General features: G+C 56.4%; 11 protein-coding genes, 1 pseudogene and 1 other annotated feature. Of the genes and pseudogenes, 1 reads left to right on the top strand and 11 read right to left on the bottom strand.

Features of this window, described 5'->3' with window-relative positions:
- The 4 genes from MKY96_RS03480 to MKY96_RS03465 all read right to left on the bottom strand — a co-directional run bounded on the left by MKY96_RS03480 (window position 1) and on the right by MKY96_RS03465 (window position 6,988).
- Entirely contained in the window at window positions 1–2,637 is a 2,637-nt protein-coding gene (locus MKY96_RS03480; RefSeq protein WP_340944430.1) for a valine--tRNA ligase, read from the bottom strand.
- A gap of 159 nt (window positions 2,638–2,796) precedes the next feature.
- Window positions 2,797–3,081: a binding site (T-box leader), on the bottom strand.
- A 92-nt stretch (window positions 3,082–3,173) separates the two neighbouring features.
- Entirely contained in the window at window positions 3,174–3,836 is a 663-nt protein-coding gene (locus MKY96_RS03475; protein ID WP_340938658.1) for a stalk domain-containing protein, read from the bottom strand.
- A 230-nt stretch (window positions 3,837–4,066) separates the two neighbouring features.
- On the bottom strand, window positions 4,067–5,431 hold the full coding sequence (locus MKY96_RS03470; RefSeq protein WP_340938657.1) for a LysM peptidoglycan-binding domain-containing protein: 1,365 nt from the start codon (window positions 5,429–5,431) through the stop codon (window positions 4,067–4,069).
- A gap of 135 nt (window positions 5,432–5,566) precedes the next feature.
- On the bottom strand, window positions 5,567–6,988 hold the full coding sequence (locus MKY96_RS03465) for a glycosyltransferase family 4 protein (protein WP_340938656.1): 1,422 nt from the start codon (window positions 6,986–6,988) through the stop codon (window positions 5,567–5,569).
- 195 nt (window positions 6,989–7,183) lie between these two features.
- Between MKY96_RS03465 and MKY96_RS03460 the strand changes: the two genes are divergently transcribed.
- Complete coding sequence (locus MKY96_RS03460) at window positions 7,184–8,425, top strand: GGDEF domain-containing protein (protein ID WP_340938655.1); 1,242 nt, start codon at window positions 7,184–7,186, stop codon at window positions 8,423–8,425.
- A gap of 188 nt (window positions 8,426–8,613) precedes the next feature.
- Here MKY96_RS03460 and ypfJ read toward each other — a convergent pair whose 3' ends face one another.
- From ypfJ to hemC, 7 genes and pseudogenes are all read right to left on the bottom strand, one after another.
- Window positions 8,614–9,474, bottom strand: coding sequence for a KPN_02809 family neutral zinc metallopeptidase (gene ypfJ / locus MKY96_RS03455; RefSeq protein WP_340938654.1), 861 nt, complete (start codon window positions 9,472–9,474; stop codon window positions 8,614–8,616).
- A 193-nt stretch (window positions 9,475–9,667) separates the two neighbouring features.
- Complete coding sequence (locus MKY96_RS03450) at window positions 9,668–10,219, bottom strand: hypothetical protein (RefSeq protein WP_340938653.1); 552 nt, start codon at window positions 10,217–10,219, stop codon at window positions 9,668–9,670.
- A 904-nt stretch (window positions 10,220–11,123) separates the two neighbouring features.
- Window positions 11,124–11,849, bottom strand: a pseudogene (locus tag MKY96_RS03445) (RluA family pseudouridine synthase); the annotation flags it as partial.
- A gap of 143 nt (window positions 11,850–11,992) precedes the next feature.
- A complete protein-coding gene (gene hemL / locus MKY96_RS03440; protein WP_340938652.1) occupies window positions 11,993–13,294 on the bottom strand; it encodes a glutamate-1-semialdehyde 2,1-aminomutase in 1,302 nt (433 codons plus the stop codon).
- A gap of 18 nt (window positions 13,295–13,312) precedes the next feature.
- Window positions 13,313–14,311 carry a porphobilinogen synthase gene (hemB, locus tag MKY96_RS03435; protein WP_340938651.1) on the bottom strand — a complete coding sequence of 333 codons (999 nt, stop codon included), beginning with the start codon at window positions 14,309–14,311 and terminating at the stop codon, window positions 13,313–13,315.
- 142 nt (window positions 14,312–14,453) lie between these two features.
- A complete protein-coding gene (gene cobA, locus MKY96_RS03430; RefSeq protein ID WP_340938650.1) occupies window positions 14,454–16,001 on the bottom strand; it encodes a uroporphyrinogen-III C-methyltransferase in 1,548 nt (515 codons plus the stop codon).
- 44 nt (window positions 16,002–16,045) lie between these two features.
- On the bottom strand, window positions 16,046–16,993 hold the full coding sequence (hemC, locus tag MKY96_RS03425) for a hydroxymethylbilane synthase (protein WP_340938649.1): 948 nt from the start codon (window positions 16,991–16,993) through the stop codon (window positions 16,046–16,048).
- Window positions 16,994–17,770: the final 777 nt, after the last annotated feature.

The raw sequence follows: 17,770 nt of genomic DNA, 5'->3' as shown, positions 1-17,770 counted from the left end.
TTATCCTCTCAGTTCTGCAATACGGGCCAGCACCTTATCGCGTCTGTCGGAATAATCCGCCTGCTTCGCCCGTTCCTCTTCGATGACTTTCGCCGGAGCTTTGGCCACAAAGCCCTGATTACTAAGCTTCTTCTCCACACGCTCCACTTCGCTGTTCAGGGTCTGAACTTCTTTTTCGAGACGAATAATCTCCTGATCGATATCAATCAGACCGGACAGCGGCAGAAGCAGCTCCGCTCCGGTAACCACGGCGGACATCATTTTGTCCGGCGTCTGCGGCGCAAGGCCTGCTTCGAAGGAAGAGGTGTTGCAGAAGCGCCCGATGTAATTGTCGTTGCGGGAAATAATGTCCAGGGTGTCCTGGCTGCCGGCCTTGATAATCAGCTCGACCTTCTTGCTCATTGGCGCATTCACTTCCGCACGGATCCCGCGAACGGCCCGGATAATATCCATCAGCAGGTTCATCTCTGATACTGCCTGCGGATTCTCAAGCGCCGCATCGTACTTTGGCCACTCGGCCAAGGTGATGGATTCGCCCTGATGCGGCAGATGCTGCCAGATCTCCTCCGTAATGAACGGCATGAACGGGTGAATCAGCCGCAGTGTGCGGTCCAGCACGTAAGCCAGAACAGACTGGGTCTTGGCCTTGGCAGCTGCGTCCGCTCCGTATAGCGAGAGCTTGGCGAATTCGATATACCAGTCACACAGATCATCCCAGATGAAGTTGTAGAGCAGGCGCCCGGTCTCGCCGAACTCGTACGAGTCAATTAGACGCGTAATATCGCGGGAAGTTTCGTTCAGGCGGTGCAGAATCCAGCGGTCCGCTGTGCCAAGCTCACCTGTAATGTCAATATCTTCAAAGGCTACGCCTTCCAGATTCATCAGCGCGAACCGGGAGGCATTCCAGATCTTGTTGGCAAAATTACGCGCCTGCTCTACCTTTTCCATACGGAACCGCAGATCCTGGCCCGCTGTACTGCCGGTAGTAATCATATAGCGCATGGCGTCAGCGCCGTACTGCTCGATAACATCCAGCGGATCAATACCGTTGCCCAGCGACTTGGACATCTTGCGTCCTTCGGCATCGCGTACGAGTCCGTGCATCAGCACATCGGAGAACGGCTTCTGGCCTGTGAATTCCATGGCTGAGAAAATCATGCGCGCTACCCAGAAGTAGATGATATCGTAGCCGGTAACCAGTACATTGTTCGGATAGTAACGCTGATAGTCGCTGCTGTCCTGATCAGGCCAGCCTAAGGTAGCGAACGGCCAGAGGTTCGAGCTGAACCAGGTATCCAGAACATCCTCATCCTGCTTCAGGTCGGACAGCCCGCTGATGCGGCGCGCTTCTTCTTCATCGTGTGCAACTACAAGCTCCCCGGTAGATTCGGAGTACCAGGCCGGAATACGGTGGCCCCACCACAATTGGCGGGAGATACACCAGTCACGGACATTCTCGATCCAGTTCAGGTACGTCTTCTCGAAGCGGTCCGGCACGAAGTGGACCCCGTCACCGTCCTTCTGTGCAGCGATGGCTGCTTCTGCCAGCGGCTGCATTTTGACGAACCACTGGGTGGACAGATAAGGCTCTACTACGGCCCCGGAACGCTCACTGTGCCCAACCTGGTGTACATGATCCTCAATGGAGATCAGCACGCCTTGCTCCTTCAGGTCGGCTACGATGGCCTTACGGCAGTCGCTGCGGTCCATTCCCTGGTAAGCGCCCGCTTCCTCATTCATCACTCCGCCTTCATCCATTACGTTGATCTGCGGAAGGTTATGGCGGACTCCCATCTCGAAGTCGTTCGGATCATGCGCCGGTGTAATCTTAACCGCACCGCTGCCGAAATCCTTATCTACGTATTCATCAGCAATAACCGGAATCTCACGTAAGGTAACCGGCAGAATCAGCGTCTTCCCGATCAGATCCTTATAGCGCTCATCCTCCGGGTGTACCGCTACCGCTGTATCACCCAGCATCGTCTCGGGCCGCGTGGTAGCCACCGTGATATGGCCGCTGCCATCCTTCAGCGGATAACGCAGATGGTACAGATGCCCGTTCACTTCCTTGTATTCAACCTCAATATCCGACAGCGCTGTACGGGCAGCCGGGTCCCAGTTAATAATCCGCTTGCCGCGGTAGATCAGGCCCTTCTGGTACAGCTCCACAAATACCTTGCTTACCGCCTTCTTCATTCCATCATCAAAGGTAAATCGTTCGCGGGAGTAATCGAGGGACAGGCCCATCTTGGCCCACTGGTCATGAATCGTCTCTGCATACTGGTCTTTCCAGGCCCATACCTGCTCCAGGAACTTCTCGCGTCCCAGATCATGGCGGGAAATTCCCTGCTGGCGCAGCTTCTGCTCTACCTTGGTCTGTGTAGCAATCCCTGCATGGTCCGTACCCGGCAGCCACAGGGTATCATATCCCTGCATCCGCTTGGTGCGGATCAGCACATCCTGAAGCGTGAAATCCAGCGCATGTCCGATATGCAGCATTCCTGTTACATTCGGCGGCGGAATCACGATGCTGTAAGGCTCCGCATCCGGCCGTTTGCCGGCTTCGAAGAAGCCCTTCTCCATCCAGTACGCATACCATTTCTTCTCTGCCGCTCCCGGATCATATGTAGTCGGCATGTCGCTCTGCTTGTGATTAGCTGAAGCGGTAGCTTCTGCCGCTTCCTGCCCGTTCGGCAGCTCTGCTGCTGCATTGTTGTTATCAGCCATTGTGAACCCTCCACTGTTAAATGTATTGAGTAGCTAGCGGTTTCTGAGAATACAAAAAGGCCCTTCGTCTCAAAGGACGAAAGGCCATTCTTTCGCGGTACCACCTTTGTTTCGCGCCAATAAAAAATAAACCACTGCCTTAAGTTCCCTTACAGGTTCCTGAAGCTTAGCGCGACACTCATGCAGGGTAACGGCTGCAACCGGCCGCATCCTAACCGGTCTTCATGATGAAGACAAGCTCAGAAGGGCAACTCCGGGGCGACTTCGGGGGCTGCATCCTGCGGGAATTCACACCAATGATAATCCCGCTCTCTGAAGGGCTGACCGCCTACTCTTCCCGTTCCCAGTCTTTATGCTAGTTATTACATAGTTCAATAATACATTCAGTGTTATCCCTAGTCAACCAGCATATACACAAAGGGCGCGCAGCAGACGTACATTGCTGCTTACTCCCCGCTCCAGATCACTTGAACCACATTGAAGCCCTGATTGCCGCCCGTTCCGGGAGCGCCATCCAGCGTAACGGAGAATGTGCTTCCGGCATCAATAATCGAGAAGGCTGAGGCGGAGACCTCCTCAGACTTGGAGGTTGCCCCTTTTTGTACAAAATAGTCCTTGTACGTATTGCCGAGCGTCTCCAGACTCTGCTTCGTGCGGTAGCTGAAGGTCGCGGACGGCTTACCGGTTGCCGAGCCTTCGATCAGATCAAATATCTTCGCGTCCGCCGGAAGCGGGAAGTCTGCCGGCAGGCTCTTCGGCCGCTTCACAGCATCTGCTGGTGTTCCTGCGGACGAGCCGCCGGAGGAGACAGCCGGAGCAGCCGCATCACCGATGATGACCCGGCTGGTTGCAGCATCGTAAGTAACAGCAGTGTTCAGCGCTTCGCCGATGGAGCGTACAGGCAGATAAGTGATGCCGTTGTAGGTAATCGGGGCGAGGGTTTTGCCGTTGCCGTCTTTGGGCGTGTACGCCTGGCCGTTCACGACGATCCCGATTTTGTTGTTCAGGAGCGCCTTGATCTCCTGCAGATTACTGGCGGCGTAGACACCGGCCGAGACTGTGAGCGTCAAGCTTAGTGCGGCCGCAGTGGCTGCCACTTTTCTCTTCATGTGATATATCATCCTTCCAGAAGTGATGTACCAGCGCATAGCTGCCTGAATGTGTAATGTATGTAGGCCGGTAGTGACTATTACCCCGACCTAGGCGGTTTGTAAACCAGGAGCGGAGACACGTGTAAACATGCCCCCAACAAAAGCCGGTTCACAAAAAACAGGAACAGCCCCATGCATAAGGCAAGGGCTGTTCCTGTTAAGCCTGAATTCTCCGCACACCGTCAATCTCAAGGAATGTATAATACCTGTCCCTCTTCTACAATCTGACCGGACAGCCGGTTATACATTGTCAGCTCCCGGGTGCTTAGCTGGTATTTCTCGGCTATGGTATCCAGCGTCTCTTCCCGCTGCACGATGCAGAGCCGTACCTTGCGGAACAGCTCTGTCCCGCCCATCCCGCCGATGAACCGGCTCTTCCACGCTGTATCATTGCCTGCCTCAGGAACAGCCTGCGCTACAGAGTCTATATTGCCAGAGAGCAGTTCCTCCTGCTCTCGGTTGGCGCGGCTTGCGCTGAGCAGCGAGGAGAAGGTGAGCGGCTCCTGCTCGGCGGCTCCCGGTTCTTTTTTGCTGCCAAGAGCAACCTTGAGATCCTGCTTCTCCTCCTGGGGAGACAGAGATTCCGCAGACAGGAAGACTTCATTGTCTGTGGCCTGGATCTCCTCTGCCGCCTCCCCTTCTTCGTTCCCGGCAAACAGCGCAGCAGCATCGTTGGCAGCGGAGGTAAGCACCGGCTCCGGCTGCGATACGGCATGAAGCTTCGCATTGCCCCAATGGTCCACAGTGTTCAAGGCGGCGGTGCCTGTCTGAAGCGTGGTGTCCTCCTGAAGCGAGCCGTTCACAGCCGCCGGTGCCGTCTTCTCTCTGGAGGTGAGGAAATGAGCGGAGGCCTTATCAGCCGACGGCTTGCTGCCTGCCGAAGAAGCCGTATCCAGACTATGGGTCCTTACTCTGGGTTCCTTGTCCTTCAGGGGTGTGGAGAGATAGGCCGCGGGCTGGCTGTAAGAAGTATCTTCTGCGTACAGCGGCTCAGCTGCTGCCTCAGCCGGAACAGCGGAGTTCTGATCTTCCGCAGCGCCCTCTGCCGTCCCTTCGCCATAGGTCCAGAGCGAATTCTCATACAGGGTGTCATTCTCCGGATTGCGGATTTGCTCCTCAGCCGCCCTGCTGTCTCCTGATTCCGGCGAATACGCTACCGTGTATTCCTCCTGCTGCCAGGCGGGCTGTACATCTGTACTTCCGATTCCGCGCAGCGAGAGCACTCCGGTAATGTTGACGGTTCGCATCGTCAGCAGATCAATATCGAAATTCTCGATCTCCACCCCTATGTCATCAAGTGAGCTGACCCGGGTCAGCGGAACAGTGATTTCAACAGGAATTGCATGCTCCAGACGCTGTGTAAGGTCATCCTCCCCCCGGTAGAGTCCGGTGAGCAGCAGCTGTCCGTGCAGCTCGGCCCGGTCCTCCCGCTGGATGACCTGGATGTCGGGAACCAGCTCGACTTCCTCAAGCTCTGCTATTCCCGGAAGCTCTTCCGAAAGGTGAATGCGTTCATAAATATCAAACCGCAAGCCATGGGACTGGTCAAACACGGGAAATGTCCTCCTTCTTGGCATAATCTATCCCTGAGACAAGCCCAGAGTATAAGCCCAAAATGTTACTCCCCTCATGTATATGCTTCAATCAGGCAGGCATGACAACTTTGCCGCTTCAATTGCGGACAGCGCCTATCCCAGGGGAGGAAGGGCCGTACGTGCATCAGGAATAGAGTAGTGCTGCGGAAGCTTGACACGCATCGTTACGGCAAGCGGATTCCCCGGATCACCCTCGTTAAGCACATCTGCCGGATGAAAAGCTGCCGGCAGCGCACCCGCGCCCGGTTCTTCCTCAAACCGGAGGTGATCCGGAATTCCCGGCCGGCCGGCCCGCAGATTGACCGCTCTCTGGTATACATGCAGCGTACCCGCAGCCATGACCTCCAGCGAACGGGTCTGCTCTGCCCAGTGCTTAGCCTGGAGGCCGGTGCGTCTTCTCAGCTCCTCATGCCCCAGCAGCTGCTCCATCTGCAGGGCGAGCTGAGCGGCATCTCCGGGAGGAACAATCCAGCCCGTCTCTCCCTGCCGGACCATCTCCGGCATGCCTGCAGTTCCGGCGACAATCGGCGCGATTCCGGCAAGCTGCGCTTCTGTAACCGAGAAAGGCTGCGTATCCTGGAGGGAGGGCTGCACATAGATGTCGGCAGCCCGGAGTGCAGCCGGAATATTGTTCAGCTTCCCGGTGAAATGGACCTTCCCCGCGATACCCAGCAGGCGGGCCTGCTCCATGAGCTCCTCCAGGAGGCTGCCGATTCCGGCCACCGCACAGATCCACTGCTGACAGCGCTGCTCCAGAATGCCTAGCGCCTCTATCAGCACATGGACGCCTTTGATATATTCAAGACGTCCGGCATACATGATGACAGGGATTCCTTCTGCAAATTGAAGCGGCGGCGTCTCTGCGGCCCTGGCTGCATATTGATGCAGGTCCAGCCCGTACGGCAAGGTATGAATACGGTCCGGGCTGACCCCCAGGCTCTGCGTAAGCTGTCCGATCCACTCCGAAGAGACCAGAATCTGGTCAGCCGCCTGGGCACCCAGTGTCTCAAGCCTGCGGAAATAGCTCCAGATCGGCCGCTGCTCATAGGCCTCCCGGGTCAGTCCGGGCTCAAGCCCCTTATACTCATAGTAGGTCTCCTTGGTCAATGCCCCATGAACACTTGCGACCAGCGGAACAGGACGGCGCATGATCCGCCGTATTGCATATGAGGCTATAGGGTCCTGGGCGTGAATGACATCATATTCCTCCAGCCCCAGCACAGCGGCGCCGCCCTCGAATACGTAACGCCCCAGCTCAAAGCTGAAGATGCCATGCTCCAGATGCAGCGAGGGGAACCGGCCGATATCAAGCTGGGGCAGCAGCAGCGAATAGAACGCTTTTTTATCAAAAGACTCCGTCCGGTTGAGCAAATACAATGTATTGTTCTCCGCATGGCTGCCCATCAGTGTAACGGAATGGCCCTGCTCGCCCAGCTTGTCGGCCAGCTGCTTCATATATGTCCAAATTCCGCCCATATTGGTGAGGCCCCAGTAGGTGACCAGCAATATCTTCATGCATTCCTCTCCCCGGCTATAGATGTATTTAGGTGCAGGAGCAGTCTGCTCCACCCTAATCAGAATAGTATATGTAGGCTGCGGGCAGGCGGAAAGGGATATATGATCATTCCCTGCAAATTTCAAAAATATCTTTTAATCAAGAATCATCTTTTCGGGTATAATCGGTATAAATCCTGAAAGGAAATTTCCGACATGTCAAAAGCGAGGGTATTTGACCTTTTTCTATTTGTCGCATCCCTGGCTATAGCCTTCATTCCCGCGCATGCTGTAGTCCTGGACGCTACCTATATAAAAGCATTACTGCTATACACTATCTTCTCCAGCATCTACTTCCAATTGCGGATTGTGACCCGGAGCGGGAACTCAACAATCGATTATGCCATCAGCTATACCTCCTCCTTCGGGATTTTTGCCGGTCCGCTCGGCACGCTCCTGTTCGAGACCGTATACCGGTTCATCGTATATTTCTATAAAAAGAAAACAAAAACCGCCGATCCCGGCGAGTTCCTGGATACCTTCTACAATATCGGTTCGTTCACACTGGGCGGCTCTGCTGCGTACTATCTGTATACGGCGCTCTCTCCCCTGGCGGACAAGCTTCCGCTCGGATACTGGCTGCTGTTCCTGCTCGTGGTCTGCGTCACCACCCTGCTGTCCTCCACCTTCCTGGTGCTGACCTTTGCCTTGTCGGGAGATATCAAGACACGCCGGGAAGCGCGAAATCTGCTATTCCGAAGCCGGAATCTGCTGGACTTCAGCAAGGTGGCTCTTAGTAACGCTCTGCTGCTGCGGCTGCTGCAAATGGAGAAATGGGAGATGCTGATCGCCCTCTTCCTGCTCAACTATGTAGTCAGCATCTCGTTCTATTCCAAATCACAGAGTGCCCAGCACAAGTATGAACGCGACAAATTCGAGCAGATGGCTTACCGCGACTTCCTCACCGGCACCTATAACCGGGCGCATATGGACAAAATGATGAAGGAGCTGAACCAGAGCGGGGAGTACATCGGGATTGTAGTGGCGGACATCGACCGGTTCAAAAAAATCAATGACAGCTACAACCACGCCGTTGGTGACCGGGTCATTGTTCATTTTGCCAAGACGCTGCAGATGCACCTGCAGGAGCAGGATGTTCTGTTCCGCAGCGGCGGCGAAGAGTTCACGCTCTTCCTAAGGGACAAGACCTTCGAGGAGTGCAGGACGCAGATTCAGGAGATTCTGGACAGCCTTCACGGTCACACCGTAAGTGCAGAATTCGAGGAGCAGATCATCCGCGTGCCCTATTCGGCATCCTTCGGACTCTTTTACTACAAGGCAGACCCGGACCAGAAGACCTCTATGGAAAAAGGGTACGTCTACGCCGACCAGCTCCTGCTGGAGTCCAAGAAGCTTGGCCGCAACCGTCTGTCTTACCGGAACGATGTGCAGCCTTGACACTCGTTTCCGCGCAGAGGGACGGCCTATGAAGGCGCGTGCGCGGCAGCACAATGTATGCTGTTTTTGGCATACACCCCAGCTTCCCGGCGGAGCAGAAACGGCTCCTCATGATAAATCCCAAATAAGAACAAGAGCCGCTCTCCGGCAACCGGAAGAGCGGCTCTTGGTGTTCCTGATGCAGGCGGCTACAGCTCAGCAGCCTTGAAGGTATCTCCGCCGGCAATCGTGCCGGAGTTGAAGCCCTTATAGAACCAGCGCTTACGTTGCTCGGAGGTTCCGTGCGTGAAGCTGTCGGGCACCACATATCCCTGCGCCCGCTTCTGGATCGTATCGTCCCCGACTGCGCTCGCTGCCGTCAGAGCCTCATCCAAGTCTCCCTCCTCCAGCAGATTCTCGCCCTGGACATGATGCGCCCACACTCCGGCATAATAATCGGCCTGCAGCTCAAAGCGAACCTGAACCTTGTTGAACTCGGTCTCACTGAGGCGCTGGCGCTCCGAATTCAGCTGCTCGGAAGCGCCCAGCAGCGTCTGCACATGATGGCCCACCTCGTGGGCAATCACATACGCCATGGCGAAGTCGCCCGGCGCATTGAACTGCTGCTGCAGCTCATCATAGAAGCTGAGGTCGATATACAGCTTGGCATCTCCCGGACAATAGAACGGGCCTACGGCCGAGCTGGCGGTACCGCAGGCAGAGTTCACACTGCCGCTGTAGAGCACTAGCGTCGGGTCCTGGTATGTCATCCCCTGCTCTTTGAAGATATCGGACCAGACATCCTCGGTATCGGCCAGCACCACAGATACGAACTCGGATAACTCCTTCTCCTGGGCGCTCTGTTCATAAGGGACACTTGAGTTCGTGCCCGAACCGGTTGACGTCAGATTCCCCATAATATCGCCGATGTTCCCGCCGCTCAGCAGCGTAACAATCACTATAATCACGATCCCGCTGATTCCGCCGCCAATCAGCTTGCCTCCGCCTCCGCCGCCGCGGCCTCTGCGGTCTTCCACATTGGAACTGCCTCTTCTGCCCTGCCATTTCATGGCCTTCCCCCCAGTTATGAATACTCGCGAATGCAGATATCTTTGTACTTATTAGTGTTATACCCATAATTGCAGGGGTGCCACTCTCCTGAGCAGAGGAGCCGGTCTGGCGATATGTGGCAACAGCATAGCAAAACCCCTCACAGCCGCAGCCATGAAGGGGTTGAAATCGGTTAAATGATGGAACAGCCGTTTATTTTGCAGCTTTGGCTGCGCTTAGAATGGCTTTCAGGTAACCTTGGGTATCCACCAGAGTTGCACCGCTTACCGCATCAACGACTTGCTCTTTGCTTTTGTTAGTCAGTGTAGCTTCGAGGGACTTTATAGTCTTGCCTGTTGCGAACTTCTCGATAGCCGCCAGGTTCTTGTCATAGGCTACTGTCGATTTGGCTTCTTCCGTCATGTGCTCACTGTAGTATTTGGCGTTGGTCTTCTTGGAGGCCAGCACCATATTCGGATCTTTGTAATTCTTGCCGAAGTCCTTGTCCGAGTTCGGTACGCCAGTGGCTACATCGGTGCCCAGGAACTGATAATCATCCAGCGAAGCCGCAACGATTACGCCATTCTGGACTACAGCAACCGCTACGGTGAAGCATTTGGTGCCATGGGCAGCCGCTTCCACCCGGCCTACCTTAAGCGGTGCGCTCGCTGCCGAAGTGACATTGTTCAGGGCGCCGCTGTTCCCTACCCCGACAAGTGCCAATGAGATGCCGGCCACGAGCATTAACTTAGTAACTTTTTTCACAAATATTCCCCCAGTTAACGTTATGAGTTACGCTTACATCCTATTTTTATCAATATATTGGGGGGCCGTCAGTTACAAATGTTACTGGGAATCTGCAAATATATGGATGAAGCACGGGAATGCATCAGAGGGAACGCGGGCTCACCGGCAACTTGACTGGTGGAGGTTTCCTTGAACAACAAGAACAAGATCACCCAGCGGGTAAACGATGCTAATGTCTCCCTCACCGGCCGCTTTTAAGGAGCAGTATTGTTGCACTTTTGGCAGGATTTCTCTATACCTTTCAATGCTTGTAGTACATTGTTGCATTATTTGCACAAATTTCGGTGTTTAGAGCAAGTTAGCGCTGAATTTGTTGCAGTTTGTGCAGGATTTCAGCATAGAACGCTTCTTTGGGGCAGTATTGTTGCATTTTTTTGCAGGATTCCTCTTAAATGGTTACTTCCTGTGATGTATGGGGCCCTTTAGCCAGGCCGCAATCCTCCAGAGTTCAGAGAAATGCGGCCCGGCTGGGCATGGCTTACATTGACTTATCTTAACTTCACAGAGCCGATTGGCTAATGGCCTACTCCTGATCTGTGCCGCCGATTTGCTCGCGCAGGCGGCGCATATCCTCCGGCCAGGGATCGGCTACTTCGATCTTGCTGCGGGTCCAGGGGTGGGCGAAAATCAGCTTCTCGCCATGCAGCGCCTGGCGGTCCGAACTCCCCTGCTTCGCCTTGACTCCCGGCTTCGAAGGTGGAGCCGGCGGCTGCTTGCCTTGGACTTGCAGACCAGGGGTGAGCCCTGCCTTCTCCTGCTCTTCGAACCAGGCCGTAATGGCAGACTTCACCTGACCGGGCTCCGAACGAAGGGGCTGCTTTTCCTTAAGGCTGTTGCCGGAAGGAATACCCGCAGAGTGCCAGGCCGATCCGCCGTACAGATCGTCCCCGAACAGCGGATGGCCCGCATGGCTGAGGTGGACACGAATCTGGTGCGTCCGGCCCGTCTCCAGCTGCAGCTTCACTACGGTTCCGCCGGGCAGGGCTTCGCGCCCCACAATCCGTGTTACCGCCGCTTGCCCTCCAGGGGATACCCGTCTGCGCGCCGCATGATGGCGGTCACGGCCGATGGGGGCATCGATCACCGTAAGCTCAGGCGGCACTGTGCCTTCAACAATGGCCGCATACAGGCGGGATACCTTCTTCTCACGCATCTCTTCATCCAGCACAAGCTGGGCGTATTCGTTCTTCGCATACAGCACGGGTCCGGTAGTATCCTTGTCCAGCCGGTGGATATGACGGACGGCAATGCCGCCGCCGGAAGCCGCATAATGCGCGGCTACAAGATGATCCAGCGTTACCCCAGTGCCGCTGCCGTCCGGGTGAACTGCCAGACCCGCAGGCTTGTGGACCACAAGGCAGAAGTCGTCCTCGAACAGCACCTCAGCCGCAGCCTCCTGCCACACCGGCTCTATTCCTGCCTCCCGGTGGGGGAACAGGGCCAGCCGCAGCCGGTCGCCCCTCCACTGGATGCCGTCCTCGCGGCGCAGCCGGGCGTGCAGCTTCTCCGGTATGCCGGCTGCGCCCAGCAGCCAGGCATCGATGGCTGCCGCTCTGTCGGCAGCCCCCGTAATGACCCGGCCAGGCATGGCTTCCAGCCATTCCCCGCGCCGGGTCCACTTGCCCCCGCCCGCGAAGCCGGCGGCGGTAACCGCAGGGTCTGCGCCTGCACGGCGGGCAACGCCCTCCGTATCTGCGCGTTGCCCGCCGGACCGGTCCTCCGGTCCAGCCGTCATAGCGATTTCAGGGCCTGGTAATGGCCCGCAATCGTATCGTCAATATCCTGCTCGCTATGCGCAGCGGATACGAACATTCCCTCGAACTGGGAGGGTGGAACGCTGATGCCCTGATCCAGCATTTTGCCGAAATAACGCTTGAACAGCTCCAGGTTACTGGTCTTGGCCGTCTCAAAGTTAATGACCGGCTCCTCCGTGAAGAATGGACATACCATCGAGCCCACACGGTTAATCGTCAGCGGAATTCCCGTCTCCTGCGCATTGCGCTTAAGTCCGGCTTCCAGTCTCGCGCCAAGCGACTCCAGACGGGTGTAGACCTCAGGGGTCAGCAGCGCAAGCGTGCTGTAGCCCGCCGCCATCGCCAGCGGATTCCCGCTGAGTGTGCCTGCCTGATAGATCGGGCCGGACGGGGCGATCTGCTCCATGATCTCTCTTTTGCCGCCGTAAGCCCCTACAGGGAGCCCGCCGCCGATTACCTTGCCGAAGCAGGTCAGATCCGGGTCCATCCCGAACAGTCCCTGCGCACAGCCCCTGTCTACACGGAAGCCGGTCATCACCTCGTCAAAAATCAGCAAAGCCCCGTACCCCGTAGTCACCTTACGGAGACCTTCCAGGAATCCCGGAAGCGGAGGCACAACGCCCATATTTCCGGCGATCGGCTCCACGATGATAGCGGCAATCTCGTTGCCATAGCGCTCAAACGCGATTTTGACCCCGTCCAAGTCATTATAAGGTACCGTGATCGTATTCACCGCTACCCCTTCCGGCACGCCCGGACTATCCGGCAGCCCCAAGGTCGCCACACCGGAACCGGCCTTAATCAGCAGGCTGTCGGCATGGCCGTGATAGGAGCCTTCGAATTTGAGGATTTTGCTGCGTCCGGTGTAGCCGCGGGCCAGTCTGATCGCGCTCATCGTCGCTTCCGTTCCCGAGTTCACCATGCGGACAATGTCCACCGAGGCCACGCGTTCTACCACGGTTTTGGCCATAGCGGTCTCGAGCAGGGTCGGCGCGCCGAAGCTTGTCCCTCTGGCCGCAGTCTCCTGCAGCGCCTTCACCACCTCAGGATGAGCATGTCCCATAATCAGCGGTCCCCACGAGCAGACGTAGTCAATGAAGCTGTTGCCGTCAATATCGTAGATCCGTGAGCCTTCGCCCCTCTCCACATAGACCGGGGTCAATCCTACGGACTTGAATGCCCGGACCGGGCTGTTCACCCCGCCGGGAATATATTGTTTTGCCTCTTCAAAAGCCATGCGGGAAGCCTCTTCCCGGCGGTTCAACGGCAGATTGCCCATGCTTGTTCCCTCCTGATCCTAGCCGCGCAGCCAGCGGGCTGCGTCCTTGGCGAAATAGGTAATAATTATATCTGCTCCTGCGCGCTTCATGCCTGTCAGCATCTCCAGCACAACCGCCTGCTCATCGATCCAGCCCTGCTGTGCAGCAGCCTTGACCATCGAGTACTCACCGCTGACGTTGTAGGCTACAAGCGGCAGATCGAACTGGTCGCGGATGGTGCGGATTACATCCAGATAAGCCAGCGCAGGCTTCACCATCAGCATGTCCGCGCCTTCCAGCACATCGGAATCCGCTTCGCGAACCGCTTCCCGCAGGTTGGCCGGGTCCATCTGGTACGTCTTGCGGTTGCCGAACTGGGGAGCGGAATCCGCTGCTTCGCGGAACGGGCCGTAGAAGGCGGAGGCGTATTTTACCGAATAGGACATGATCGGCACCTGCTCGAAGCCATTCGCATCGAGTCCGGCACGGATCGCCTGCACGAATCCGTCCATCATGTTGGACGGCGCGATAATATCCGCCCCTGCCCGGGCCTGCGAGACCGCCGTGCGGGTCAGCAGCTCAAGCGAAGCATCGTTAATTACATCCCCGTGCACTACACCGTCTACCGTATGGGTATGCACCATGCCGCAGTGGCCATGGTCGGTGAATTCACACAGGCAGGTATCGGCGACAACCAGCAGGTCGGGATACCATTTTTTGATCAGACGCGTGGCTTCCTGCACAATGCCATCGTCTGCGAAGCCGGACGAGCCAACCGCATCCTTCGTCTCGGGAATACCGAACAGCAGTACCGCCGGAATGCCGAGGGAAGCAATCTCATCCACCTCCTCCTTCAGCGTATCCAGCGAGAAATGATAGACGCCGGGCATGGAGCTGATCTCATTCTTTACACCCGTTCCATAGGATACAAAAATCGGCTGGATGAAATCCAGCACATGGAGTACGGTCTCGCGCACCATGCCGCGAATACCGGCCGACCCGCGCAAACGGCGGTGTCTGGTTATTGGAAAGCTCATTGCTGCAAACCCCCTGTTCAGTAAGTATATACACACATCTATTCGTCTTAAGCAATATTGAGATGTTAAAGTTATCGCTGCTAGTAAGCCAGACCCGATTGCAATGCTCAAAGGCAGCGCTGACAGATCCGGCAGGAACAGGCTATCTCAGCCTCGTCGATTCATTCCAGCGGCACAGCTCCTGCACCAGTCCTTCGATGGTGGCTTCTTCCGGGAGCAGTCCCGGCGTGAGGCCCGCTTCGACTGCGGTCTGCTCGGTAACCGGGCCGATGCAGGCAATCTTGACACCCGCCAGCAGCGCCAGCGGATCTTCCAGACCCATCCGCTTCAGGATGCCAAGGAAGTTGCGCACTGTGGACGAGCTGGTGAAGGTCACCGCATGAATGCGCTTCTCCTCCAGCAGCTTCACCAGCTCAATATCATCCTCGCCGGTGACAACCGTCTCATACGTATCCACCTCGGTCACTTCCAGCCCCAGCTCCCTCAGCTTGCCGGGCAGCCACTCGCGCGCCAGGTCGCCGCGGGGAAGCAGCACCTTCTGCCCCGGCTGCAGCTGTGAGCCGAAGGCTTCAATCAGCCCTTCGGCCTGGAAGCGGCCGGGCAATTCTTCAGAGATCAGCCCGCGCTCTGCGAGCGCTGCCGCAGTTCCCGGTCCCACTGCACACAGCCGCGCCCCGTGGAGGGCGCGAATATCCAGCTTCTGCTGCGTCAGATGACGCATGAAGAAGTCCACGCCGTTCGGACTGGTGAAGAACACCCAGTCGTACGCCGCAAGCCCGCCAAGTGCCGCAGCGATCTCCGCCTGCTTGCCCGCATCCCGCTGCATGACCGTCTCAATGACCGGGAACTCGTACGGCTCGCCGCCCAGCTCCTCGATCCGGTCCACCAGTTCGCTTGCCTGCGCACGCGCACGCGTCACTACAATGCGCTTGCCGAACAGCGGCAGCGCCTCCACCCACATCAGGTGCTCCCGCTGGAGCACAACGTCACCGACCACAATAACCGCCGGCGGCTGAAAATCCGCTGCCGTAACCTTCGCCTCAATATCGGCCAGCGTGCCGGTCAGCGTCTCCTGATCCGCACGGGTCCCCCAGCGCACCAGCGCCACCGGGGTTTCCGGCGGACGGCCGTGCTTCATCAGCTGGGCGCTGATATAGCCGATTTTGGCAACACCCATCAGGAATACCAGCGTGCCTGTCGCATTCGTTACTTTATCCCATTGAATGGAATGATCCAGCTTATCCGGGCTCTCATGGCCGGTAATAATCGACAGGGAAGACGATGCCTCCCGGTGGGTCACCGGAATCCCGGCATATGCCGGGACGCTGATGGCCGAGGTAATGCCCGGCACAATCTCATAGTAGATGCCATTCCTGCGCAGCAGCTCCGCTTCTTCACCCACCCGGCCAAAAATCACGGGGTCCCCGCCCTTCAGACGCACCACCGTTTTGCCCTCCAATGCGAGATCTACCAGCAGCTGATTAATATCCTCCTGCTTCATCGTATGGCGGTCCGAAAGCTTGCCTACGTATATTTTCTCGCCGCCGGGCTTCATCCATTTCAGCAGCCTTGGACTGGCCAGCCTGTCATAGACCAGCACATCGGCCTTGCGGATACACTCCAGCCCCTTGACTGTAATCAGCTTCGCATCCCCCGGACCTGCACCTACCAGATATACCTTCCCCACCATCTCCGTCATCCCCTTATCCCTCTACACATGCGATTCCTTACCCCTTATTCCCTTACATCCGCCAAAATCTTCTCCGCACCTCTTGCCACCAGCTTACGCGCGACCTCCGTACCCAGCTCCACCGGATCATTGCCGGTGCAGGTCTCCTTCAGAATGACTGTGCCGTCCGGTGTTCCGACCATTCCGGTTAACGTTATGGACGGATTCGCTGCTGCCACGGCCTCTGATTCAAGTACTGCATAGGCGCCAATGGGGACCTGGCACCCCCCGTTCAGAGCACCGAGGAAGGTCCGCTCCGCTGTCACCGTGAGTGCCGTGCGCTCATCATTATACAGCGCCAGCAGCTTGCGCAGCTCCTCATCGTCCTCACGGCACTCAATACCGAGTGCTCCTTGGCCTACAGCGGGCAGGCAGACCTCAGGCGGCAAATATGCCGTAATCCGGTCCTGCCAGCCCATGCGCGACAGCCCCGCTGCTGCCAGCAGAATCGCGTCATATTCGCCGCTCTCCAGCTTCTTCAGCCGCGAATCAATATTGCCGCGTACCGGCTCAATAAGCAGATCCGGCCGGAGTGCAGCCAGTTGGCTGGAGCGCCGCAGACTGCTTGTGCCTACGCGTGCGCCTGGCGGCAGACCCTCCAGGCCCGCTCCGCTATTAGAGATCAGAACGTCGCGCGGATCTTCACGCTTCGGCACCGCACCGTTCATCAAGCCTTCCGGCAATTCGGAAGGCATATCCTTCATGCTATGTACTGCCATATCAATATCCTTCGCCAGCATCGCCTGTTCAATTTCCTTAACGAACAACCCTTTGCCGCCCACTTTGGACAGGGTCACATCGAGAATCCGGTCACCCTTGGTCACAATCTTATGCACCTCAAAAGTAAAATCAAACCCATGCTCCCCGCTAAGCCGCTCCAGATCGGCAATCACATGCCCTGTCTGCGTTAAAGCCAGCGCACTTTGTCTGCTGCCCACGATAATCTTCCGCATGCCCACTCCCCCTGTTCAAGTCAGTCCCTTATTCCATCCGCCGCCGCCGTACCTAACCCCTGAATTTGCTCGCTTGAGCTGCTTCGGCCGTATTCAGGTGTATTTATACACCTCATTTGCTCGATTGAGCCGATTTGGCGGAATTCAAGTGTATTTATACACTTCATTTGCTCGACTGAGCAGCTTTCGCCGAATTCAGGTGTATTTATACACCTAATTTGCTCGCTTGAGCCGATTCGGCCGTATTCAGGTGTATTTATACACTTCATTTGCTCGATTGAGCCGTTTCGGCCGAATTCAGGTGTATTTATACACCTAATTTGCTCGACTGAGCTGTTTCGGCCGAATTCAGGTGTATTTATACACTTCATTTGCTCGACTGAGCTGATTCGGCCGTATTCAGGTGTATTTATACACCTCATTTGCTCAACTGAGCCGCTTCGGCGGAATTCAGGTGTATATATACACCTCATTTGCTTAACTGAGCCGCTTCTCCCGTATTCAGGTGTATTTATACACCTCATTTGATCAACTGAGCCGCTTCGGCCGAATTCAAGGGTATTTATACACTTCATTTGCTCGCATGAGCGGCTTTCGCCGAATTCAGATGTATTTATACACTTCATTTGCTCAACTGAGCTGTTTCGGCCGAATTCAAGGGTATTTATACACTTCATTTGCTCGACTGAGCTGTTTCGGCCGTATTCAGGTGTATTTATACACTTCATTTGCTCGACTGAGCGACTTTCGCCGAATTCAGGTGTATTTATACACCTC

Origin of the sequence: Paenibacillus sp. FSL R7-0302, from assembly GCF_038006885.1 — a bacterium.
Lineage (GTDB): Bacteria > Bacillota > Bacilli > Paenibacillales > Paenibacillaceae > Paenibacillus_AQ.
This window is presented reverse-complemented; position numbering and strand designations above follow the sequence as displayed.

Excerpts from the sequence above, each read along its gene's own strand:
- MKY96_RS03480 (WP_340944430.1), bottom strand. The coding sequence starts at position 2,637 with ATGCCGACTACATATGATCCGGGAGCGGCAGAGAAGAAATGGTATGCG.
- MKY96_RS03475 (WP_340938658.1), bottom strand. The coding sequence starts at position 3,836 with ATGAAGAGAAAAGTGGCAGCCACTGCGGCCGCACTAAGCTTGACGCTC.
- MKY96_RS03465 (WP_340938656.1), bottom strand. The coding sequence starts at position 6,988 with ATGAAGATATTGCTGGTCACCTACTGGGGCCTCACCAATATGGGCGGA.
- MKY96_RS03460 (WP_340938655.1), top strand. The coding sequence starts at position 7,184 with ATGTCAAAAGCGAGGGTATTTGACCTTTTTCTATTTGTCGCATCCCTG.
- ypfJ (WP_340938654.1), bottom strand. The coding sequence starts at position 9,474 with ATGAAATGGCAGGGCAGAAGAGGCAGTTCCAATGTGGAAGACCGCAGA.
- hemL (WP_340938652.1), bottom strand. The coding sequence starts at position 13,294 with ATGGGCAATCTGCCGTTGAACCGCCGGGAAGAGGCTTCCCGCATGGCT.
- hemB (WP_340938651.1), bottom strand. The coding sequence starts at position 14,311 with ATGAGCTTTCCAATAACCAGACACCGCCGTTTGCGCGGGTCGGCCGGT.
- cobA (WP_340938650.1), bottom strand. The coding sequence starts at position 16,001 with ATGGTGGGGAAGGTATATCTGGTAGGTGCAGGTCCGGGGGATGCGAAG.
- hemC (WP_340938649.1), bottom strand. The coding sequence starts at position 16,993 with ATGCGGAAGATTATCGTGGGCAGCAGACAAAGTGCGCTGGCTTTAACG.